The organism is Streptomyces sp. NPDC045998, from assembly GCF_056430285.1.
On sequence record NZ_JBWKLJ010000002.1, the window covers coordinates 326,670 to 346,640 of the forward strand.

Genomic DNA, 19,971 nt, shown 5'->3' on the forward strand with positions numbered 1-19,971 from the left:
GACCATGGAAGGACACACGCCCATGTCCGCGCCCGTGCAGGCCGCGTACAGCTACTGCGAGGCCGTCACCGGCCGGCAGGCCCGCAACTTCGCGTACGGCATCCGCCTGCTGCCGACCGAGAAGCGCCAGGCCATGTCGGCGCTGTACGCGTTCTCGCGGCGGGTCGACGACATCGGCGACGGCCGGCTCGACCCGGTCGCCAAGGAGGACCGGCTCGACGCCACCCGCGGCCTGCTCGACCGCATCCGCAAGGACGCCGTCGACGAGGACGACACCGACCCGGTCGCCGTGGCCCTCAGCGACGCCGCGCGCCGCTTCCCGCTGCCCCTCGGCGCGCTCGACGAGCTCATCGACGGCGTCCTGATGGACGTACGCGGCGAGACGTACGAGACCTGGGACGGCCTCAAGGTGTACTGCCGGTGCGTCGCGGGCGCCGTCGGGCGGCTCTCGCTCTCCATCTTCGGCACCACCCCCGGCGCCCGCTCCACCGAACGCGCCGCCGAGTACGCCGACACGCTCGGACTCGCGCTCCAGCTGACCAACATCCTCCGGGACGTCCGCGAGGACGCGGCCAACGGCCGCACCTACCTCCCCGCCGACGACCTCGCCAGGTTCGGCTGCACGGACGGCTTCCGCGCCGCCACCCCGAGGCCCGGCGCCGACTTCACCGGGCTCGTCCACTACGAGGTCCGCCGCGCCCGCGCGTTGTTCGCCGAGGGCTACCGGCTGCTGCCCATGCTCGACCGGCGCAGCGGCGCCTGCGTCGCCGCGATGGCCGGCATCTACCGGCGCCTCCTCGACCGCATCGAGCGCGACCCGCTCGCCGTGCTGCGCGGCCGCGTCTCCCTGCCCGGCCGGGAGAAGGCGTACGTCGCCGTACGCGGCCTGTCCGGCCTGGACGCCCGGACCATCTCCCGGCAGACCGTCCGGAGGCACGCCTGATGACCGCATCCGAGGAGGGCGCATGAGCGGCGACGAACCGGCACCGCGCCACGCCGCCGCCGATCCGTCGGCGGCGCCCGAGACGCGCAGGCAAGGCGCCCCGGCGCCCCGGCGCTCCACGGCCGCCGGGCCGTCGGCACCGCGCGCCGTGCCCGACGGCGCCGACCCGGCACGGGAGCGGCACGCCGTGGTCGTCGGCGGCGGGCTCGCCGGGATCACCGCCGCGCTGCGCCTCGCCGAGGCGGGCACCCGCGTCACGCTCCTCGAAGGGCGGCGCCGCCTCGGCGGCCTCGCCTTCTCCTTCAAGCGCGGCGACCTCACCGTCGACAACGGCCAGCACGTCTACCTCCGCTGCTGTACCGCCTACCGCTGGTTCCTCGACCGCGTCGGCGGCGCCCACCTCGCCCCGCTGCAGCCGCGGCTCGACGTACCCGTCCTCGACGTGGCCCACCCGCGCGGACCCCGCCTCGGCCGGCTGCGCCGCACCGCCCTGCCCGTACCGCTCCACCTCGCCGCGAGCCTGGCGACCTACCCGCACCTCTCGCTCACCGAGCGCGCGAGCGTCGGACGCGCCGCCCTCGCCCTGAAGAAGCTCGACCCGGCCGACCCCGCCCTCGACGGCATCGACTTCGCCACCTGGCTCACCCGCCACGGCCAGTCGCCCCGCACCGTCGAGGCCCTGTGGGACCTGATCGGCGTCGCCACCCTCAACGCCACCGCGCCGCACTCCTCCATGGGCCTGGCCGCGATGGTCTTCAAGACCGCCCTCCTGACCGACCCCGGCGCCGCCGACATCGGCTGGGCCCGCGTCCCGCTCGGCGACCTGCACGACACCCTCGCCCGCAAGGCCCTCGACGCCGCCGGCGTCCGCACCGAGCTGCGGGCCAAGGCCACCGCCGTCTCCCGCGCCGCGGGCGGCCGCTGGCACGTCCAGCTGCCCGGCGAGACCCTGGAGGCGGACGCCGTCGTCCTCGCCGTACCGCAGTACGAGGCCCACGGCCTGCTCCCGCACGGCGCGCTCGACGACCCCGGCGCCCTCCTCGACATCGGCACCGCGCCGATCCTGAACGTCCACGTCCTGTACGACCGCAAGGTACTGCGCCAACCCTTCTTCACCGCCCTCGGCTCCCCGGTCCAGTGGGTCTTCGACCGCACCGACGCCTCCGGATACACCGACGGCCAGTACCTGGCGCTGTCCCAGTCCGCCGCGGGCGACGAGATCGACGAGCCCGTCGCCGTCCTGCGCGAGCGCTACCTGCCGGAGCTGGAACGGCTGCTGCCGGCCGCGCGCGGCGCGAAGGTGCGCGACTTCTTCGTCACCCGGGAGCGGACGGCGACGTTCGCCCCCACGCCCGGCGTCGGACGGCTGCGCCCCACCGTCCACACCCGCGCACCCGGCCTGTACCTGGCGGGCGCGTGGACCGCCACCGGCTGGCCCGCCACCATGGAGGGAGCGGTACGCAGCGGCCTCAGCGCCGCGGGCGCCGCCCTCTCGGCACTCGGCCGCCCCCATGTACATCCGCTCGAGGAGGCGGCATGAGCCTGAGTACTGGAACAAGAGGAGAGACCGTGCCGACTGTGCCCCCGGTGAATCCGGCCGTCGACACCGTGGACGTCACCGCCCTGCTGGAGCGCGGGCGGACCATGTCCACCCCGGTTCTGCGCGAGGCCGTGAAGCGGCTCGCGCCGCCCATGGACACCGTCGCCGCGTACCACTTCGGCTGGATCGACGCCCACGGCCTGCCCGCCGACGGCGACAGCGGCAAGGCCGTGCGCCCCGCGCTCGCCCTGCTGTCCGCGGAGGCGGCCGGCGCGGAGCCGGAGACCGGCGTACCCGGCGCCGTCGCCGTGGAGCTCGTGCACAACTTCTCGCTCCTGCACGACGACCTGATGGACGGCGACGAGCAGCGCCGCCACCGCGACACCGTGTGGAAGGTCCACGGCCCCGCCCAGGCCATCCTCGTCGGCGACGCGCTCTTCGCCCTCGCCAACGAGCTGCTGCTGGAGCTCGGCACCGTCGAGGCCGGCCGCGCCACGCGGCGGCTGACCACCGCCACCCGCAAGCTCATCGACGGCCAGGCCCAGGACATCTCCTACGAGCACCGCGAGCGGGTCACCGTCGAGGAGTGCCTGGAGATGGAGGGCAACAAGACCGGCGCCCTGCTCGCCTGCGCCTGCTCCATCGGGGCCGTCCTCGGCGGCGCCGACGACCGCACCGCCGACACGCTGGAGGCGTACGGCTACCACCTCGGCCTCGCCTTCCAGGCCATCGACGACCTGCTCGGCATCTGGGGCGACCCGGAGGCCACCGGGAAGCAGACCTGGAGCGATCTGCGCCAGCGCAAGAAGTCCCTGCCGGTCGTCGCCGCCCTCGCCGCGGGCGGTCCGGCCTCCGAGCGCCTGGGCGAGCTGCTGACGGCCGACGCCAAGAGCACCGACCTCGAGAGCTTCTCCGAGGAGGAGTTCGCCATGCGGGCGGCCCTCATCGAGGAGGCGGGCGGCCGCGAGTGGACCTCCCAGGAGGCCCGCCGCCAGCACGCCGTCGCCATCGAGGCCCTGTACCGGGTCGACATGCCGGAACGGGTCCGCGCCCAGCTCATCGCGCTCGCGGACTTCGTCGTCGTACGAAAGCGATGACCGCCATCGGGACCGACATCACCACCCCCGTCCGCACCTCCGTCCCCACCACCATCCGCACCATATGAATCGCTAGTCGCCGGCCGGTGCCCCCGCGTGCACCGGCCGACGGCCCACCCGTAGCCGCAGCACATCCACTGCACGAAGGGGAAGCCATGACAGCGACGACCGACGGAAGCACCGGGGCCCTCGACCCCCGCGCCGCCTCGGCCACCACGACCACCACTCCTACGAGGCCCACGCCGCCTACGAGCCCGGCGCCCCCGGCGGCGGGCGACGTCCGCGAAGCCGCCGCCCGGGCCACCGAACGGTCCATCGCCCACCTCCTCGAACGGCAGGACGCCGAGGGCTGGTGGAAGGGCGACCTGGAGACCAACGTCACCATGGACGCCGAGGACCTCATGCTCCGGCAGTTCCTCGGGATCCAGGACGACACGATCACCCGCGCCGCCGCCCTGCACATCCGCGGCGAACAGCGCGAGGACGGCACCTGGGCCACCTTCTACGGCGGACCCGGCGAACTCTCCGCCACCGTCGAGGCGTACGTCGCCCTGCGGCTCGCGGGCGACCCGCCCGACGCCCCGCACATGGCCCGCGCCGCGGCCTGGATCCGGGAGCGCGGCGGTATCGCCGCCGCCCGCGTCTTCACCCGCATGTGGCTGGCCCTGTTCGGCTGGTGGAAGTGGGAGGACCTGCCCGAGCTGCCGCCCGAGCTGATCTTCCTGCCCCGGTGGTTCCCGCTCAACATCTACGACTTCGGCTGCTGGGCCCGGCAGACCATCGTGCCGCTCACCATCGTCTCGGCGAAGCGGCCCGTCCGCCCCGCGCCGTTCGCGCTCGACGAGCTGCACACCGACCCCCGGGTACCCCACCCGTCCAAGCCCCTCGCCCCGGTCGGCACCTGGGAAGGAGCCTTCCAGCGGCTCGACAGGGCCCTGCACGCCTACCACCGGGTCGCCCCCCGCCGGCTGCGCAAGGCCGCGATGAACACCGCCGCCCGCTGGATCATCGAACGGCAGGAGAACGACGGCTGCTGGGGCGGCATCCAGCCACCCGCCGTCTACTCCCTGATCGCGCTCCACCTGCTCGGCTACGACCTGGAACACCCGGTGATGCGCGCGGGCCTGGAGTCCCTCGACCGGTTCGCCGTCTGGCGCGAGGACGGCGCCCGCATGATCGAGGCCTGCCAGTCGCCCGTCTGGGACACCTGCCTCGCCACCATCGCGCTCGTCGACGCGGGCCTGCGCCCCGACCACCCGGCGCTGGTCAAGGCCGCCGACTGGATGCTCGGCGAGGAGATCGTCCGCCCCGGCGACTGGGCCGTCCAGCGCCCCGGACTCACCCCCGGCGGCTGGGCGTTCGAGTTCCACAACGACACCTACCCCGACATCGACGACACCGCCGAGGTGATCCTCGCGCTGCGCCGGGTCAAGCACCCCGACCCGGAGCAGATCGAGGCGGCGGTCCGGCGCGGTGCCAACTGGACCGTCGGCATGCAGTCGCGCGACGGCGGCTGGGCCGCCTTCGACGCCGACAACACCAGCCCCTTCCCGAACCGGCTGCCGTTCTGCGACTTCGGCGAGGTCATCGACCCGCCGTCCGCCGACGTCACCGCACACGTGGTGGAGATGCTCGCGCACGAGGGCAAGGCCCACCACCCCCGTACGCGCCGGGGCATCGAGTGGCTGCTCGCCGAACAGGAGGCGAACGGCGCCTGGTTCGGACGCTGGGGCGTCAACTACGTGTACGGCACCGGGTCCGTGGTGCCCGCGCTCACCGCGGCCGGCCTGCCCGGCTCGCACCCGGCGATCCGCCGCGCCGTCGCCTGGCTGGAGTCCGTCCAGAACGACGACGGCGGCTGGGGCGAGGACCTGCGCTCCTACCGGGAGGAGGAGTGGATCGGCCACGGCGCCTCCACCGCCTCCCAGACCGCCTGGGCGCTGATGGCGCTCCTCGCGGCGGGGGAGCGCGACTCGCAGGCGGTGGAGCGCGGCGTCCGCTGGCTGACCGCCACCCAGCGCGAGGACGGCTCCTGGGACGAGCCGTACTTCACCGGCACCGGCTTCCCGTGGGACTTCTCCATCAACTACCACCTGTACCGGCAGGTCTTCCCGCTCACCGCGCTCGGCCGGTACGTCCACGGCGAGCCCTCCTTCGGCCGCTCCGGCGCGCTCGACAAGGGGGCCTGATGGCGGCCGAACCGGAGCGGCCGGAGCCACCCGGTTCCGGCGAGCCCGTGGTCCCGCCGCTGCTCATCGCCTGTGCGCTCGGCATCGAGCGCCTCGCGCTGCGCGGCCGGCGGCGCCACGGAGCCGCGCCCGGCCCGGTGACCGTGCTGCGCACGGGCATGGGGCCCGCGAGCGCCGAGCGGGCGGTGGCCCGGGCGCTCGCCGGTGCACCGCTGCGGGGCGCCGCGGTCGTGGCCTCCGGCTTCTGCGCGGGCCTGGCCCCGGGGATGCACCCGGGGGACCTGGTCGTGGCCGACGAGACCTGGGGGCCGGGTGGCCGGTCCGCCTGCACCGGCACGGAGCTGCTGGTCAAGGCGCTGACCGGCGCGGTGCCCGGGCGCCGCGCGGTCCACACCGGCCCGCTGACCGGCTCCGACCACGTCGTACGCGGACAGGAGCGGTCCGCGCTGCGCGCCACCGGCGCCATCGCGGTGGACATGGAGTCGGCCGCCACCCTCGGTGCCGCGCTGAGCGCCGGGCCGCGCCCGGTTGCGGCCGTCCGAGTGGTCGTGGATGCTCCTGAGCACGAACTCGTCCGGATCGGCACGGTGCGCGGGGGAATATCTGCATTCCGCGTTCTTCAAGCCGTATTGCCTGCTTTCTATGAATGGCACCGTTCTTTGCTGCTCCCCAGGAGGTGAGCCAGATGGCCATGCCGCTCCGCCAAACCATCCGGGTCGGGACCTATCTTTTCCAGCAGAAGCTCCGCAAGCGCGACAAGTTCCCCCTCATCGTCGAGCTCGAACCGCTCTACGCGTGCAACCTGAAGTGCGAGGGCTGCGGGAAGATCCAGCACCCGGCCGGGGTCCTGAAGCAGCGCATGCCGGTCGCCCAGGCGGTCGGGGCCGTCCTGGAGTCCGGCGCGCCGATGGTCTCCATCGCGGGCGGCGAGCCGCTGATGCACCCGCAGATCCACGAAATCGTGCGGCAATTGGTGGCCCATCGGAAATACGTGTTCCTCTGCACGAATGCCCTGCTGCTGCGCAAGAAGATCGAGGACTTCCGGCCGTCGCCGTATTTCGCCTTCGCCGTGCACATCGACGGACTGCGCGAACGCCACGACGAGTCCGTCGCCAAGGAGGGCGTGTTCGACGAGGCGGTGGCGGCCATCAAGGAAGCCAAACGGCGCGGATTCCGGGTCACCACCAATTCCACCTTCTTCAACACCGACACCCCGCAGACCGTCATCGAGGTGCTGAACTTCCTCAACGACGACCTCGGCGTCGACGAGATGATGATCTCGCCCGCGTACGCCTACGAGAAGGCGCCCGACCAGGAGCACTTTCTCGGCGTCGAGCAGACCCGCGAGCTGTTCCGGAAGGCGTTCGCGGGCGGCAACCGGCGGCGCTGGCGGCTGAACCACTCGCCGCTCTTCCTGGACTTCCTGGAAGGCAAGGCCGACTTCCCCTGCACCGCCTGGGCCATCCCGAACTACTCGCTCTTCGGCTGGCAGCGGCCCTGCTACCTGATGGCCGACGGCTACGTCCCGACGTACCGCCAGCTCGTCGAGGAGACCGACTGGGACAAGTACGGCCGCGGCAAGGACCCGCGCTGCGCCAACTGCATGGCGCATTGCGGCTACGAGCCGACCGCCGTCCTCGCCACCATGAGCTCGCTGAAGGAGTCGCTGCGCGCGACCCGCGAGACGGTCTCCGGCGGCCGGGGGTGAGCCCCCCGGGAACGCCCGCCGACACCGCCGGTTGAACCGACCAGAGAGGGGGTCCGAAGCGTGACGTTGCTGGAGAACATCCGGGGGCCGCGCGACCTCAAGGCGCTGGACCGTACACGGCTCGGCGAACTCGCCGAGGAGATCAGGAAGTTCCTCATCCAGGCGGTGGCCAGGACCGGCGGGCACCTGGGGCCCAACCTGGGCGTCGTGGAGCTCACCATCGCCCTGCACCGGGTCTTCGACTCACCGGCGGACCGCGTCCTGTGGGACACCGGCCACCAGTCCTACGTCCACAAGCTGCTCACCGGCCGCCAGGACTTCTCCAAGCTGCGCGGCAAGGGCGGCCTGTCCGGCTACCCGTCCCGCGCCGAGTCCGAGCACGACGTCATCGAGAACAGCCACGCCTCCACGGTCCTCGGCTGGGCCGACGGCCTCGCCAAGGCCAACGAGCTGTGGGGGAGGGCCGACCACGTCGTCGCCGTCATCGGCGACGGCGCGCTCACCGGGGGCATGGCCTGGGAAGCGCTCAACAACATCGCCGCCGCCAGGGACCGCCCCCTCGTCATCGTCGTCAACGACAACGAACGCTCCTACGCCCCGACCATCGGCGGCCTCTCCAGTCACCTCGCCACCCTGCGCACCACCGACGGCTACGAACGCTTCCTCGCCTGGGGCAAGGACGTCCTGCGCGGCACGCCCGTCATCGGGCAGCCGCTGTACGGGTCGCTGCACGGCGTCAAGAAGGGCTTCAAGGACGTCATCGCCCCGCAGGGACTCTTCGAGGACCTGGGCCTGAAGTACGTCGGCCCGATCGACGGCCATGACGTCGAGGCCGTCGAGTCGGCACTGCGCCGCGCCAAGGGCTTCCACGGCCCCGTGCTGGTGCACTGCCTGACCGAGAAGGGGCGCGGCTACCCGCTCGCCCTGGAGGACGAGGCCGACCGCTTCCACGCGGTGGGCGCGATGGACCCGCTGACCGCCGTGCCGCTCGCCCCGGCCGGCGGACCCTCCTGGACGTCGGTCTTCGGCGACGAGATGGCGGCCATCGGGGCCGAGCGGCCCGACGTCGTGGCGATCACCGCGGCGATGCTCCAGCCGGTGGGGCTGGCGGCGTTCGCCGAGCGTTTCCCCGACCGGGTCTGGGACGTGGGCATCGCCGAGCAGCACGCCGCCGTCTGCGCCGCCGGTCTCGCCACGGCCGGGCTCCACCCGGTGGTCGCCGTGTACGCCACCTTCCTCAACCGCGCCTTCGACCAGGTGCTGATGGACGTCGCCCTGCACCGGCTGGGCGTCACCTTCGTCCTGGACCGGGCGGGCGTCACCGGTACCGACGGCGCCTCGCACAACGGCGTGTGGGACCTGTCGGTCCTCCAGGTCGTGCCGGGCCTGAGGATCGCCGCCCCGCGCGACGCCGCCCAGCTGCGGGCGCAGCTGCGCGAGGCGGTCGACGTGCCGGACGCGCCGACCGTGGTCCGCTTCCCGAAGGAGGCGGCGGGTCCGCCGGTCCCGGCCGTGGGACGCGTCGGCGGTATGGACGTCCTGTACCGGCCCGACCACGGCGAAGCCGACGTGCTGCTGGTGGCCGTCGGCGTCATGGCCCCCGTCTGCCTCCGGGTCGCCGGGCTGCTGGCCGAACGCGGGCTGCCCGCCACCGTCGTCGACCCGCGCTGGGTCAAGCCGGTCGACGACCAGCTCGCGCCGCTGGCCGAGGCGCACCGCCTCGTCGCCGTCGTCGAGGACGGCAGCCGCGCCGGGGGCGTCGGGAGCGCGGTCGGGCAGGCGCTGCGCGACGCCGGGATCGACGTACCGCTGCGCACCTTCGGCATCCCGGAGCAGTTCCTGTCGCACGCCAAGCGCGGTGAGGTGCTGGCCGATGTCGGACTCACTCCCGTCGAGATCGCCGGACGGATCAGCGCCGCGCTGGGCAGCAGCACCGCTCCGGCACGCAAGGAGAGCGAAGCATGAGCAAGAAGTTCGATCTGGCGGCGCTGCTCGCCGACCGCGGAGCCGAGCGGTACGACCTGCACGCCCGGCACCTCAACCACCAGCTGCCGCGCATGCTCCACACCCTCGGCTTCGACAAGGTCTACCAGCGGGCCGAAGGTGCCTACTTCTGGGACGCCGACGGCAACGACTACCTCGACATGCTCGCCGGCTTCGGCGTGATGGGCGTCGGCCGCCACCACCCCGTCGTCCGCAAGGCCCTCCACGACGTCCTCGACGCCGAGCTGCCCGACCTCACCCGCTTCGACTGCGCCCCGCTGCCCGGCCTGCTCGCCGAGAGGCTGCTGTCGTACTCGCCGCACCTGGACCGCGCGTTCTTCTCCAACAGCGGCACGGAGGCGGTGGAGACCGCGCTCAAATTCGCCCGGTACGCGACCGGCCGGCCGCGCGTCGTCTACTGCGCGCACGCCTTCCACGGCCTGACCACCGGCTCCCTCTCGGTCAACGGCGAGGACTGCTTCCGCGACGGCTTCGCCCCGCTGCTGCCCGACACCCCGATCGAGCTCGGCGATCTGGACGCGCTGGAGCGCGAGCTGAAGCGCGGCGACGTGGCCGCCCTCATCGTCGAGCCCATCCAGGGCAAGGGCGTGCACGAGGCGCCGCCCGGCTTCCTGCGCGCCGCCCAGGAGCTGCTCCACCGCCACAAGGCGTTGCTCATCGCCGACGAGGTGCAGACCGGGCTCGGCCGGACCGGTGACTTCTACGCGTACCAGCACGAGGACGGCGTCGAGCCGGACCTGCTGTGCGTCGCCAAGTCGCTGTCCGGCGGCTACGTGCCGGTCGGCGCCACCCTCGGCAAGGACTGGATCTTCAAGAAGGTGTTCTCGTCGATGGACCGGGTGGTCGTCCACTCGGCCAGCTTCGGCTCGAACGCCCAGGCCATGGCGGCCGGCCTCGCGGTCCTCGCCGTCCTGGAGGACGAGGAGATCGTGGCCAACGCCCGGCTCACCGGTGAACTGCTGAAGACCCGGCTCTCGGCGCTGGTGGACCGCTACGAGCTGCTGCACGACGTACGCGGCCGGGGCCTGATGATCGGCCTGGAGTTCGGCCGCCCGTCCTCGCTGGGCCTGCGCAGCCGCTGGACGATGCTCCAGGCGGCCCGCAAGGGGCTGTTCGCCCAGATGGTCGTCGTCCCGCTGCTCCAGCGCCACCGGATCCTCACGCAGGTCTCCGGGGACCGCCTGGAGGTGATCAAGCTGATCCCGCCGCTGATCATCGGGGAGCGGGAGGTGGACCGGTTCGTGGCCGCTTTCACCGCCGTCATGGACGAGGCGCACGCGGGCGGCGGCCTGATGTGGGACTTCGGCAAGACGCTGATGAAGCAGGCGGTCGCCAACCGCTGATCTTTTTGCCTCAGAGGCAAGAAAATTGCCTCTCGGGCCTCTACCTGGCGCAATGGGGGCATGACCACCCCTGCCGGGGCTCCGTCCCCGGAACCGGAAGACCGGACCGAGCCGCTGCCGGACGTCGCGCCCCGGCTGCGCGAGCTGCGCCGCCGCCGCGGCCTGACCCTGGAGTCCGCGGCCCGGCGCGCGGACCTGTCACCCGCGCACCTCTCCCGCCTGGAGACCGGTCGGCGCCAGCCGTCGCTGCCCATGCTCCTCGGCCTCGCCCGTGTCTACGGTACGACGGTGTCCGAGCTGCTCGGCGAGGTGCCGCCGGAGCGCGACCCCGTCGTCCGCGCCGGGCGCGCCGAGCCCGTGGAGGCGGACGGCTGGACGTACCACCAGGCCGGCGGCGCGGGCCGCGCCCTGCAGGCCCTGCGCGTGGAGGTGCCGTACGCCGCCGGGCAGAGCGATCTCGTACGCGTCCACCCGGGGGAGGAGTGGCTGTACGTCCTCACCGGTCGGGTACGGCTCGTGCTCGGTGACGTGGTCCACGTCCTGGACCCCGGCGACAGCGCGCATTTCGACTCGCTGACCCCGCACCGCATCGCCGCGGCCGGCCGCCGCGGGGCCGAGCTGCTCTTCGTGCACACGCTGCTGCGGAGCGCCGCGGCAGACCTGTGCCTCGGTGGCACCGGCACCCACCGCTGACGAACCCCTGAGAGGGAGAACCCATGTCCTACGAAGTGAAGTTCCCGCGCGGGCTCGTCATCCGGCTCTTCGCCTACCTGGTGGCGGGCCACCTCTTCGCGGCGTTCCTGTACCTGCTCTTCGCGCTGGGCACCGGCTGACGGCGGCCCGCCCGGGCCCGGGGCTCAGCCCGCGTCGACGAGCCGCTCGCGCAGCCGCTCCCGCGTCTCGGGCGCCAGCTTCAGGCCTTCGGAGAGGTACCGCTCGGTCGTGCCCCAGGTCTCCTCGATCGTCGCGAAGGCCGCCCCCAGGTACTCCAGGCGCGCGTCGAAGAGCGGGCTGAGCAGCTCCATCACCTCGGGCGACATACCGGCCGGGGAGCTGTCGCTGCGGTGCACCTTGTAGCGGCGGTGCGGATCGTTGGACTTGAGGTAGTCCGCCTCGATGGCCTCCCGCTCCACGCCGACCGCGAGCAGCGTCACCGCGATCGACAGCCCCGCCCGGTCCTTGCCCGCCGCGCAGTGCATCAGCGCCGGGACGCTGTCCTCGGCGAGGGCGTGCAGCACACGGCTGTGCTCCGCCGTGCGCTCCTTGATGATCATGCGGTACGACTCCGACATCCGCGCCGCCGCCTGGCCGTCCGCGAGGATGGAGCGCAGCTGGTCGAGGTCGCCGTCGCGGACCATCCGCCAGAACTCGGCCCCGTCGGCCGGGTCGGTGAGCGGGATGTTCACGTTCCGGACGCCGGGGAGCTCGATGTCGGGGCCTTCGAGCTTCTGGTCGGCGGCGTTGCGGAAGTCGAAGATCGTGTGCAGCCCGAGGGAGCCGAGGAACACCGCGTCCTCACCGGTGGCGTGTGCCAGGTGGCCGCTGCGGTAGAGCCGCCCGTGCCGGACGCGGAGCCCGTCCACCGTCGGCAGCCCGCCCACGTCCCGGAAATTACGCACACCGGACAGATCGGGCTCGCTCGACGGGGCCTGCGGCACCTGCTGCGTCACGGGGACTCCTCCGCGTCTGACGTCGGCGCCGGCCGCCGACGATGTCGCGATCCGACGATACGACATTGGGTTCCCAGGGCAATCATCCGTGCGGCCGTGGTCGCGGCCGCCGAGGCGGCTCGTCGAGGTATGACGGTTCTGTCCGTATTGGGGCGTTCGGCATAACGTGCCCCGATAGCAAGGGAGATGGACTCCGGCACGTGAGCAGCGTCATAAAAGTGACCGTCCGTGGCCGGTCTTCTTTCGCAATTCCCCTGCGCCCGGCGGGAATTCATGATCCGTAATCCACGGAGGGTGACCGGTATTCCGTAGCGGTACGGCGTAAAGGAATGCACGCGGGAAAGCGGCGGCTTGTTCCCGCCGACCCGGCTGTCCTACGGTCACCGCAATCCGGCCGGACCGCCTAATCCTGCCGCCGGCCCGGAATTCAGCACCCACCCACGTGTGGCAGGAGCGGGGGACCCAAGGTAAGTCCGCCGAGCCCGGAATTCCGGGACCGGCTCGGGGTTAAGTCGCGTCACCACGCGGCCGGGCATCTCCAGCCCGAACCCGACAGCTCACCTCGCAGGCGCCGGAGAGGAATTCGCCATGCCCGCCAAGGGTAAGCACCGCCGTCCCAAGTCCAGCACGCTCACGCGTGGTTTCGTCGCCGCCGGTACCGGTGGCGCGGCCATCGCCCTCCCGCTGCTCGGCGCCACCGGTGCGCACGCCGCGGAGCAGAGCGCCGCGCCGGCGACCGCTCCGCAGCAGGTCGTCGCCGCCGCGCAGACCACCCAGGCCGCCGCCAAAGCCGCGCCCCGTACGTACACCGTGGTCGCCGGCGACTACCTCGCCAAGATCGCCCACAACAAGAACGTCAAGGGCGGCTGGCAGAAGCTGTACAAGGACAACCGCGAGGTCATCGGCGAGGACCCGTCGCTGATCCTGCCGGGCATGGAGCTCACCCTCGGCGCCAAGGCCGCCCCGGCCAAGGCGAAGCCGAAGGCCGACGAGGACCGCGGCGAGGCCCGCGCCTCCCGCTCCGCCGCCAAGCCCCAGGCCCCGGCGGCCAAGGCCGCCCCGGCGCAGTCCGCCCCGAAGAGCAGCGCCTCGGGCTTCACCGCCCCGGTCGACTCCTCGATCACCACCCCCTACCGCGCCTCCGGCTCGATGTGGTCCTCCGGCTACCACACCGGTGTCGACTTCGCGGCCTCCTCCGGCACCAGCGTCAAGGCCGTCGGCCCCGGCACCGTGGTCTCGGCCGGCTGGAGCGGCTCGTACGGCAACGAGGTCGTCATCAAGCACACCGACGGCACCTACTCGCAGTACGCCCACCTCTCCCAGCTCTCCGTCTCCTCCGGTCAGAGCGTGAGCGGCGGCCAGCAGATCGGCCTCTCCGGCTCCACCGGCAACTCCACCGGCCCGCACCTGCACTTCGAGATCCGCACCAGCCCCAGCTACGGCTCGGACATCGACCCGCTGGCGTACCTGCGCCAGCACGGCGTCTCGATCTGACGCACCGTCGGCACACCGCCGACCCCGCCCCGCCCGGCACCGTGGAGCACGGTGCCGGGCGGCGGCGTATTCCGGCTTGGGTGAATCTTGACCGGTGGCATATCTCACGCTGCGTCAACCCCTCCTTACGGTCGCGTAGGTCACATGAAAGGAGGCAGGATGTGCTCCCGTGGCAGACGATTCGACCTTCAGAGACAGTGACGTATTCGGGTCGTACGTGGCGATCGGTGACAGCTTCACCGAGGGCGTCGGAGACCCCGGACCCGACGGGACGTTCGTCGGCTGGGCCGACCGCCTGGCGGTGCTGCTCGCCGACCGGCTGCCCGAGCCCGACGACTTCCGGTACGCGAACCTCGCCGTACGCGGCCGGCTCCTCGACCAGATCGTCGAGGAGCAGCTCCCGCGGGCGAAGGAGCTCGCCCCGGACCTGGTGACCTTCTGCGCGGGCGGCAACGACATCATCCGGCCGGGCAGCGACCCCGACGACGTGGCCGAGCGCTTCGAGCGGGCCGTCGCCGACCTGACCTCGGTGGTCGGCACCGTGCTGGTGACGACCGGCTTCGACACCCGCGGCGTGCCGGTGCTGCGCCATCTGCGCGGCAAGATCGCCACCTACAACGGCCATGTGCGCGCCGTCGCCGACCGCTACGGCTGCCCCGTGCTGGACCTCTGGTCCCTCAAGACCATCCAGGACAGGCGGGCTTGGGACGCGGACCGGCTCCACCTGTCCGCCGAGGGCCACACCCGTGTCGCCCTGCGCGCCGGGCAGGTCCTGGGCGTGGAGGTGCCCGCCGACCCGGACCAGCCGTGGCCGCCCCTGCCGCCGCGCGGCACCCTGGAAGTGCGCCGCGACGACATCCAGTGGGCCCGCGAGTTCCTGGTGCCCTGGATCGGCCGCCGCCTGCGCGGCGAATCCTCCGGTGATCACGTCTCTGCCAAGCGCCCGGACCTGCTGCCGCTGTAGCGAGCCGGACCCGCACCCCCGGCTGTCACACCCCCCGCCCATAATGGGAGGCCCGAGCCCTGGAGGTGCCGTGACCGGCTCCGACGCCACGCCCACGCGACCGTCGCGGTCCCGGCCGCGCCCGCTGTGGCCCGCCGCCTTCGGCGCGGACCCGGCGGGGGAGCGCCTGGAGCGCATCCGCCGCTCGCCGCACTTCGCGGACGGGGTGTTCCAGAACCCCGTGGGCGCCCGCCACAGACCCTCCGGCTCGGCCGTCGAGTTCGCGAAGACGTACGTCGAGAAGGAGGGGCGCAGGCGCCGCTCGCCGGCGGGCACCATCCCCGTGCACCCCACCACCGTCGCCGACCTCGCCCGGCCCCCGGCGTCCGGGCTGCGCCTGACGTGGCTCGGGCACTCCAGCGTGCTCGCGGAGATCGACGGCGTCCGCGTCCTCTTCGACCCGGTGTGGGGCGAGCGGTGCTCGCCGTTCCCCTTCGCCGGGCCCCGGCGGCTGCACCCGGTCCCGCTGCCCCTGGCCGCGCTCGGCCCGGTGGACGTGGTGGTGATCTCCCACGACCACTACGACCACCTGGACCTGCCGACCATCCGCGCCCTCGCCGCCACGGACACCCTCTTCGCGGTCCCCCTCGGCGTCGGCGCCCACCTGGAGCACTGGGGCGTGCCGGCGTCCCGCCTGCGCGAGCTGGACTGGCACGAGTCGACGGAGGTCGGCGGCGTACGGCTGACCGCCACCCCGGCCCGCCACTTCTGCGGGCGCGGCCTGCGCAACCGGCAGCACACGCTCTGGGCTTCCTGGGTGGTCGCCGGACCGGAACACCGCGTCTACCACAGCGGTGACACCGGGTACTTCCCTGGCTTCCGGGACATCGGCGCCGAGCACGGCCCGTTCGACGCCACCATGATCCAGATAGGCGCGTACAGCGAGTTCTGGCCCGACATCCACATGACCCCCGCCGAGGGCCTGCGCGCCCACCTGGACCTCCAGGGCGGGGCCGCGGCGGGCGTGCTCCTGCCGATCCACTGGGGCACGTTCAACCTGGCGCCACACCCGTGGGCGGAGCCGGGGGAGTGGACGAGGGACGCGGCCGAGGAGGCCGGCCAGGCGGCGGCGTTCCCGCGTCCCGGCGAGCCGTTCGAGCCGGCGGGGCAGGTGCCCGAGGCGCCGTGGTGGCGGTCCGTCGCCCACGCCATGGCGCAGCCGTGGCGCCGGTCGCTGCCGGCGAAGGCGCCTTCCGAGGCACCCGGGCACGATCTCGACCTTGCGGGTGAGCGGTGACGCCGAGCGCGGGATGACCTCGGCGGGATCGTAGGCGCTGTTTCCATGGCGCTTCGGGGGCCAGGGCTACGACACGCACGGTGCGGCAGCCCCAGCCCCGCTGACCTCGGTTGCGCGCCCGGTCAGGCGATCACACTGAGGGAGCGGTACAGCGCGTAGAGGATCGCCGGTAGTGCTCCGATCAGACCTGAGACCGCCACGATGACCGTGGGGAGCCGGTGCGTGGCACGCAGCGACTTCACCAGGTGGGCGACGAGTGCGAAGTAGGCCAACGAGATGATCACGCCGGCCAGCAATCCTGCTGTCGAGCTCGTGACTTGCATGAGAGTGCGCTCTCCTAACGTCCGAATGCCCAGTCCGTGATGGCATCGACACGCTGTGGGAGAGCTGCGTCAGCGGACCCTTGGCTAGAGGGCCCTCGGCACCCTGCGACGGCGTGACGATGCTCTGACGGTAGCTCAAAGCCGTCCGCCCGCAATAGAGTTGAGAGAAATTGGTACGCCAAGGACCCCGGGAGGCCATCCCGGGGTATCCTTCGCGACGCATGATCCTCCGGACTGGGCAGTCTGGTGGTGGACGTCAGGTCAACCATGCTGGCCTTTGGGGATATACGAATGGTGTACGTCCTGCATACGGGCGGGGCGTCGTCGGAGGAACCGTGGTCCGAGACGATGTGACAGCCGCAGACGACGCGAATCTGAGGTTCGCGGTGCTCGGCCCGCTCCGCGCCTGGCGCGGATCCGACGCCCTGCCCTCCGGCTCCCCTCAGCAGCGTGCCCTGCTCGCCGTCCTCCTCCTGCGAGACGGCCGTACCGTCACCGCGCCGGAACTGATCGATGCCGTCTGGGGCGATGACCCACCGGCGCAAGCCCTGGCCGTCATGCGCACCTACATGTCCCGGCTCAGGAAGACTCTCTCCAGTGCGCACCTCGTGACGGAATCCGGTGCCTACGCCCTCCGCCTTCCCCCGGGTTCGCTGGACCTCGGGGTCGCCCAGGGCCTCGCCGCCGAGGCCGAATCGGCCCGCGCGTCCGGTGACCGCGAGGCCGCCCGCATGCTGTTGGACCGCTCGCTGAGCCTGTGGGACGGCGAGCCTCTCGCCGGGGTGCCGGGTCCGCGTGCCGAAACCGAGCGTGCGCGGCTTGTCGAGTGGCGCCTGCAGTTGCTGGAGGTCCGCCTCGAACTCGACCTGGAGGTCGGCCGCCACGCGGAGGTGGTACCCGAGCTCACCGCTCTCACCGCCGCCCATCCGCTGCGGGAGCGGCTGCGTGAACTGCTCATGCTCGCCCTGTACCGCAGCGGCCGGCAAGCCGAGGCGCTCGCCGTCTACGCGGACACCCGTCGCCTCCTCGCGGATGAGCTCGGCGTCGACCCGAGTCCCGATCTGTCCAAGCTCCAGCAGCGCATCCTGCAGGCCGACGCGGACCTCGCCCGCACTGAGGCACCGAGTACCCCTGCCGACGCCGTCCGCGTACGGCCCGCCCAACTGCCCGCAACCGTCCCCGACTTCACGGGGTCCTCCGGCCTCGTCGAGGAACTCGGCGACACCTTGTCCGCGGGCGCCGAGGGCCGGGGCATGGTGATCTCCGCGCTCGCCGGAATCGGCGGCATCGGCAAGACCACCCTCGCCGTCCACGTCGCGCACGCCGCCCGCCGGCACTTCCCCGACGGCCAGCTCTACGTCGACCTGCAAGGCACAGGGCGTCGTCCAGCCGAACCCGAGGCCGTTCTGGGTGACTTCCTGCATACCCTGGGGGTCCGTTCAGCCGATCTCCCCGACAGCTTGCAGGCGCGATCCGCCCTGTACCGATCGCTCCTCGACGAGCGCCGCGTCCTGGTCCTGCTCGACAATGCCCGCGACGCCGCGCAGGTCCGCCCGCTTCTGCCGGGCACCGCCGGTTGTGCGGCTCTGGTCACCAGCCGCGTGAGGATGGCGGGGCTGGCCGGGGCGCACCTGGTCGACCTGGACGTGATGAGCCCCGAGGAGGCGCTGCTCCTCTTCACCCGGATCGTCGGCGAGGAACGCGTGCGTGCCGATCGGCAAGCCGCCCTCGACGTCGTCGAAGCATGCGGCTTCCTGCCGCTCGCCATCCGCATCGCGGCATCCCGTCTCGCCGCCCGCCGCACCTGGACCGTCGCCGTCCTGGCGGCCAAGCTCGCCGATGAGCGTCGCCGCCTCGACGAGCTTCAGGCCGGCGACCTCGCCATCAAGTCCACCTTCGAACTCGGCTACGGCCAGTTGGAGCCGGCCCAGGCCCGCGCCTTCCGCCTCCTCGGCCTCGCCGACGGGCCGGACATCTCCCTAGCCGCCGCGGCCGCCATCCTCGACCTGCCCGAACAGGACACCGAGGACCTCCTCGAAAGCCTGGTGGACTGCTCCCTCCTCGAGTCGGTCACACCCGGCCGTTACCGCTTCCACGACCTCGTACGCCTGTACGCGCGCGCCTGCGCCGAACGTGACGAGCAACCGAGCAGCGAGCGGGAGGCGGTGCTGGAACGCCTCCTGGGCTTCTACCTGGCCACCGCCACCGGCGTCTACGCTCTGGAACGCCCCGGCGACCGACTCCCCGCGCACCTGTCCGATCCCCACTGCACCGGACTGGTCTTCGCCGAGCCGCGAGCCGCCCAGGACTGGCTCTATCGTGAGGCCCGCCCACTGCTGGCGTGTGTCGAACAGGCCACCGGACGACCTGGGATGCTGCGCAGAGCCGTGGACCTGCTGTGGGCGGCCAAGGACCTCGTGGAATCCGGAGCCCATTCCAAGCAGTACGAAACCGTCGCCCTGGCCCTGCGCGACGCCGCCTGCGCCTCCGGCGACCGGGGTGCCGAGGGGCGCGCCCGCGCCGCACTCACCAACGTCCACCTGGTCGCCGGGCGCTTCACCGAGGCCGACGGCGAAGCGCGCCAGGCCATGGAGCTGGCCGACGAGACCAACGATCCCCTGCTCAGGTGCTGGGCTCCCAACGACCGCGGAATCATCGCCGTCTACCAGGGACGTTACGACGACGGCGAGCGCTACCTGCTGGATGCCGTCGACGGGTTCCGGGCTGATGCCAACGCGGTGGGCGAAGCCAGCGCTTTGTGCAATCTCTCTCGCGTCCATGCCGCCGTGGGACGACTCGACAGCGCCATCGAACTCGCCGAGCAGGGCATCGCCATCTATGAGCGGATAGGCCTACCTCTACGCCTGGCCAACGGCCGTTACGCGCTCGGGGTCGCCCTCACCCAGGCCGGTCGGATCGACGAGGCGACACATCAGCTCAGCCAGGCCTTGCCGCTCTTCCGCGACGGTCACCAGCTCCTGTGGGAGGGCATGACGCACTTCCGGCTCGCTGAGGCTCACCTGGCGGCGAACCGGCCGTCTCCGGCTGCAGCACACGCCGAGCAGGCCCTCGTCCTGCGTGACCTGGGCGGGAAGTGGCGCCTGGCCAACGTTCTCGTCGTTCTCGGGAAGGCTCTTCATGCGATGGGCGCCGCTGATCGTGCGCGTGCCTGCTGGCAGGAGGCGGTGGACGTCTTCGACGCGATCAACGCCTCTGAGTCCGACCACGTACGTGATCTGCTGGCGACCGGGACGGGCCCGGTTCTTCACACGGGGGCCAAGGCCGGTTGAGCCCGTCGTCCGCCGGTCTTGCTCGGGGATCGGTGTCACGGTCCGCGCCTTGGTGGGGGACGGGGGAGTGCGCGTGATCGCTGAGGGACGCGGACCCCCGCGGCCGTGCGGGTCGCCGGCGGTGAGACCG

16 protein-coding genes and 1 riboswitch are annotated in these 19,971 nt (G+C 72.4%); of the genes, 14 read left to right on the forward strand and 2 right to left on the reverse strand.

All coding sequences use genetic code 11. The features are described from left to right. Positions 1 to 4: 4 nt before the first annotated feature. The 10 genes from hpnD to AC07FJ_RS06470 all read left to right on the forward strand — a co-directional run bounded on the left by hpnD (position 5) and on the right by AC07FJ_RS06470 (position 11,657). A complete protein-coding gene (hpnD, locus tag AC07FJ_RS06425) occupies positions 5 to 943 on the forward strand; it encodes a presqualene diphosphate synthase HpnD (RefSeq protein WP_479045912.1) in 939 nt (312 codons plus the stop codon). A gap of 22 nt (positions 944 to 965) precedes the next feature. Next, a complete protein-coding gene (gene hpnE / locus AC07FJ_RS06430) occupies positions 966 to 2,483 on the forward strand; it encodes a hydroxysqualene dehydroxylase HpnE (RefSeq protein ID WP_479045914.1) in 1,518 nt (505 codons plus the stop codon). Further along, positions 2,480 to 3,580 carry a polyprenyl synthetase family protein gene (locus AC07FJ_RS06435; protein ID WP_479045916.1) on the forward strand — a complete coding sequence of 367 codons (1,101 nt, stop codon included), beginning with the start codon at positions 2,480 to 2,482 and terminating at the stop codon, positions 3,578 to 3,580. Before hpnE ends, AC07FJ_RS06435 begins: the two co-directional genes overlap by 4 nt. A gap of 155 nt (positions 3,581 to 3,735) precedes the next feature. Beyond that, positions 3,736 to 5,769 carry a squalene--hopene cyclase gene (gene shc / locus AC07FJ_RS06440; RefSeq protein ID WP_479045917.1) on the forward strand — a complete coding sequence of 678 codons (2,034 nt, stop codon included), beginning with the start codon at positions 3,736 to 3,738 and terminating at the stop codon, positions 5,767 to 5,769. Then, entirely contained in the window at positions 5,769 to 6,449 is a 681-nt protein-coding gene (locus AC07FJ_RS06445) for a phosphorylase family protein (RefSeq protein ID WP_479045920.1), read from the forward strand. Before shc ends, AC07FJ_RS06445 begins: the two co-directional genes overlap by 1 nt. A gap of 5 nt (positions 6,450 to 6,454) precedes the next feature. Further along, positions 6,455 to 7,477 (forward strand): adenosyl-hopene transferase HpnH, encoded by a 1,023-nt coding sequence (gene hpnH, locus AC07FJ_RS06450; RefSeq protein WP_479045922.1) that lies wholly within the window; start codon positions 6,455 to 6,457, stop codon positions 7,475 to 7,477. 60 nt (positions 7,478 to 7,537) lie between these two features. Then, positions 7,538 to 9,442 (forward strand): 1-deoxy-D-xylulose-5-phosphate synthase, encoded by a 1,905-nt coding sequence (dxs, locus tag AC07FJ_RS06455; RefSeq protein ID WP_479045924.1) that lies wholly within the window; start codon positions 7,538 to 7,540, stop codon positions 9,440 to 9,442. Continuing rightward, positions 9,439 to 10,824 carry an aspartate aminotransferase family protein gene (locus tag AC07FJ_RS06460; protein WP_479045927.1) on the forward strand — a complete coding sequence of 462 codons (1,386 nt, stop codon included), beginning with the start codon at positions 9,439 to 9,441 and terminating at the stop codon, positions 10,822 to 10,824. Before dxs ends, AC07FJ_RS06460 begins: the two co-directional genes overlap by 4 nt. Positions 10,825 to 10,884: 60 nt before the next feature. Continuing rightward, positions 10,885 to 11,517: a helix-turn-helix domain-containing protein gene (locus AC07FJ_RS06465; RefSeq protein WP_479045930.1), complete on the forward strand. Its 633-nt coding sequence runs from the start codon at positions 10,885 to 10,887 to the stop codon at positions 11,515 to 11,517. A gap of 23 nt (positions 11,518 to 11,540) precedes the next feature. After that, positions 11,541 to 11,657 carry a DUF6126 family protein gene (locus AC07FJ_RS06470; protein ID WP_361415316.1) on the forward strand — a complete coding sequence of 39 codons (117 nt, stop codon included), beginning with the start codon at positions 11,541 to 11,543 and terminating at the stop codon, positions 11,655 to 11,657. Between the two features lie 24 nt (positions 11,658 to 11,681). Here AC07FJ_RS06470 and AC07FJ_RS06475 read toward each other — a convergent pair whose 3' ends face one another. After that, a complete protein-coding gene (locus AC07FJ_RS06475) occupies positions 11,682 to 12,494 on the reverse strand; it encodes a tyrosine-protein phosphatase (RefSeq protein WP_468283460.1) in 813 nt (270 codons plus the stop codon). A gap of 425 nt (positions 12,495 to 12,919) precedes the next feature. Next, a riboswitch (cyclic di-AMP (ydaO/yuaA leader) is annotated at positions 12,920 to 13,078 on the forward strand. A gap of 4 nt (positions 13,079 to 13,082) precedes the next feature. On the opposite strand from AC07FJ_RS06475, the gene AC07FJ_RS06480 reads away from it, so the two are divergent. The 3 genes from AC07FJ_RS06480 to AC07FJ_RS06490 all read left to right on the forward strand — a co-directional run bounded on the left by AC07FJ_RS06480 (position 13,083) and on the right by AC07FJ_RS06490 (position 16,228). Beyond that, positions 13,083 to 13,988, forward strand: coding sequence for a M23 family metallopeptidase (locus AC07FJ_RS06480; protein ID WP_479045933.1), 906 nt, complete (start codon positions 13,083 to 13,085; stop codon positions 13,986 to 13,988). A gap of 169 nt (positions 13,989 to 14,157) precedes the next feature. Then, positions 14,158 to 14,952: an SGNH/GDSL hydrolase family protein gene (locus AC07FJ_RS06485; protein WP_479045935.1), complete on the forward strand. Its 795-nt coding sequence runs from the start codon at positions 14,158 to 14,160 to the stop codon at positions 14,950 to 14,952. 70 nt (positions 14,953 to 15,022) lie between these two features. After that, the gene (locus AC07FJ_RS06490; protein ID WP_479045937.1) at positions 15,023 to 16,228 is read left to right on the forward strand and encodes an MBL fold metallo-hydrolase; all 1,206 of its coding nucleotides are present in this window, start codon (positions 15,023 to 15,025) and stop codon (positions 16,226 to 16,228) included. Between the two features lie 122 nt (positions 16,229 to 16,350). On the opposite strand, the gene AC07FJ_RS06495 is transcribed toward AC07FJ_RS06490, so the two are convergent. Next, positions 16,351 to 16,551, reverse strand: a complete 201-nt coding sequence (locus AC07FJ_RS06495) for a hypothetical protein (RefSeq protein WP_479045939.1) — start codon at positions 16,549 to 16,551, stop codon at positions 16,351 to 16,353. A gap of 221 nt (positions 16,552 to 16,772) precedes the next feature. Here AC07FJ_RS06495 and afsR point away from each other — a divergent pair, with 221 nt between their 5' ends. Then, positions 16,773 to 19,841, forward strand: coding sequence for an SARP-family global regulator AfsR (gene afsR / locus AC07FJ_RS06500; RefSeq protein WP_479045941.1), 3,069 nt, complete (start codon positions 16,773 to 16,775; stop codon positions 19,839 to 19,841). Positions 19,842 to 19,971 lie beyond the last annotated feature (130 nt).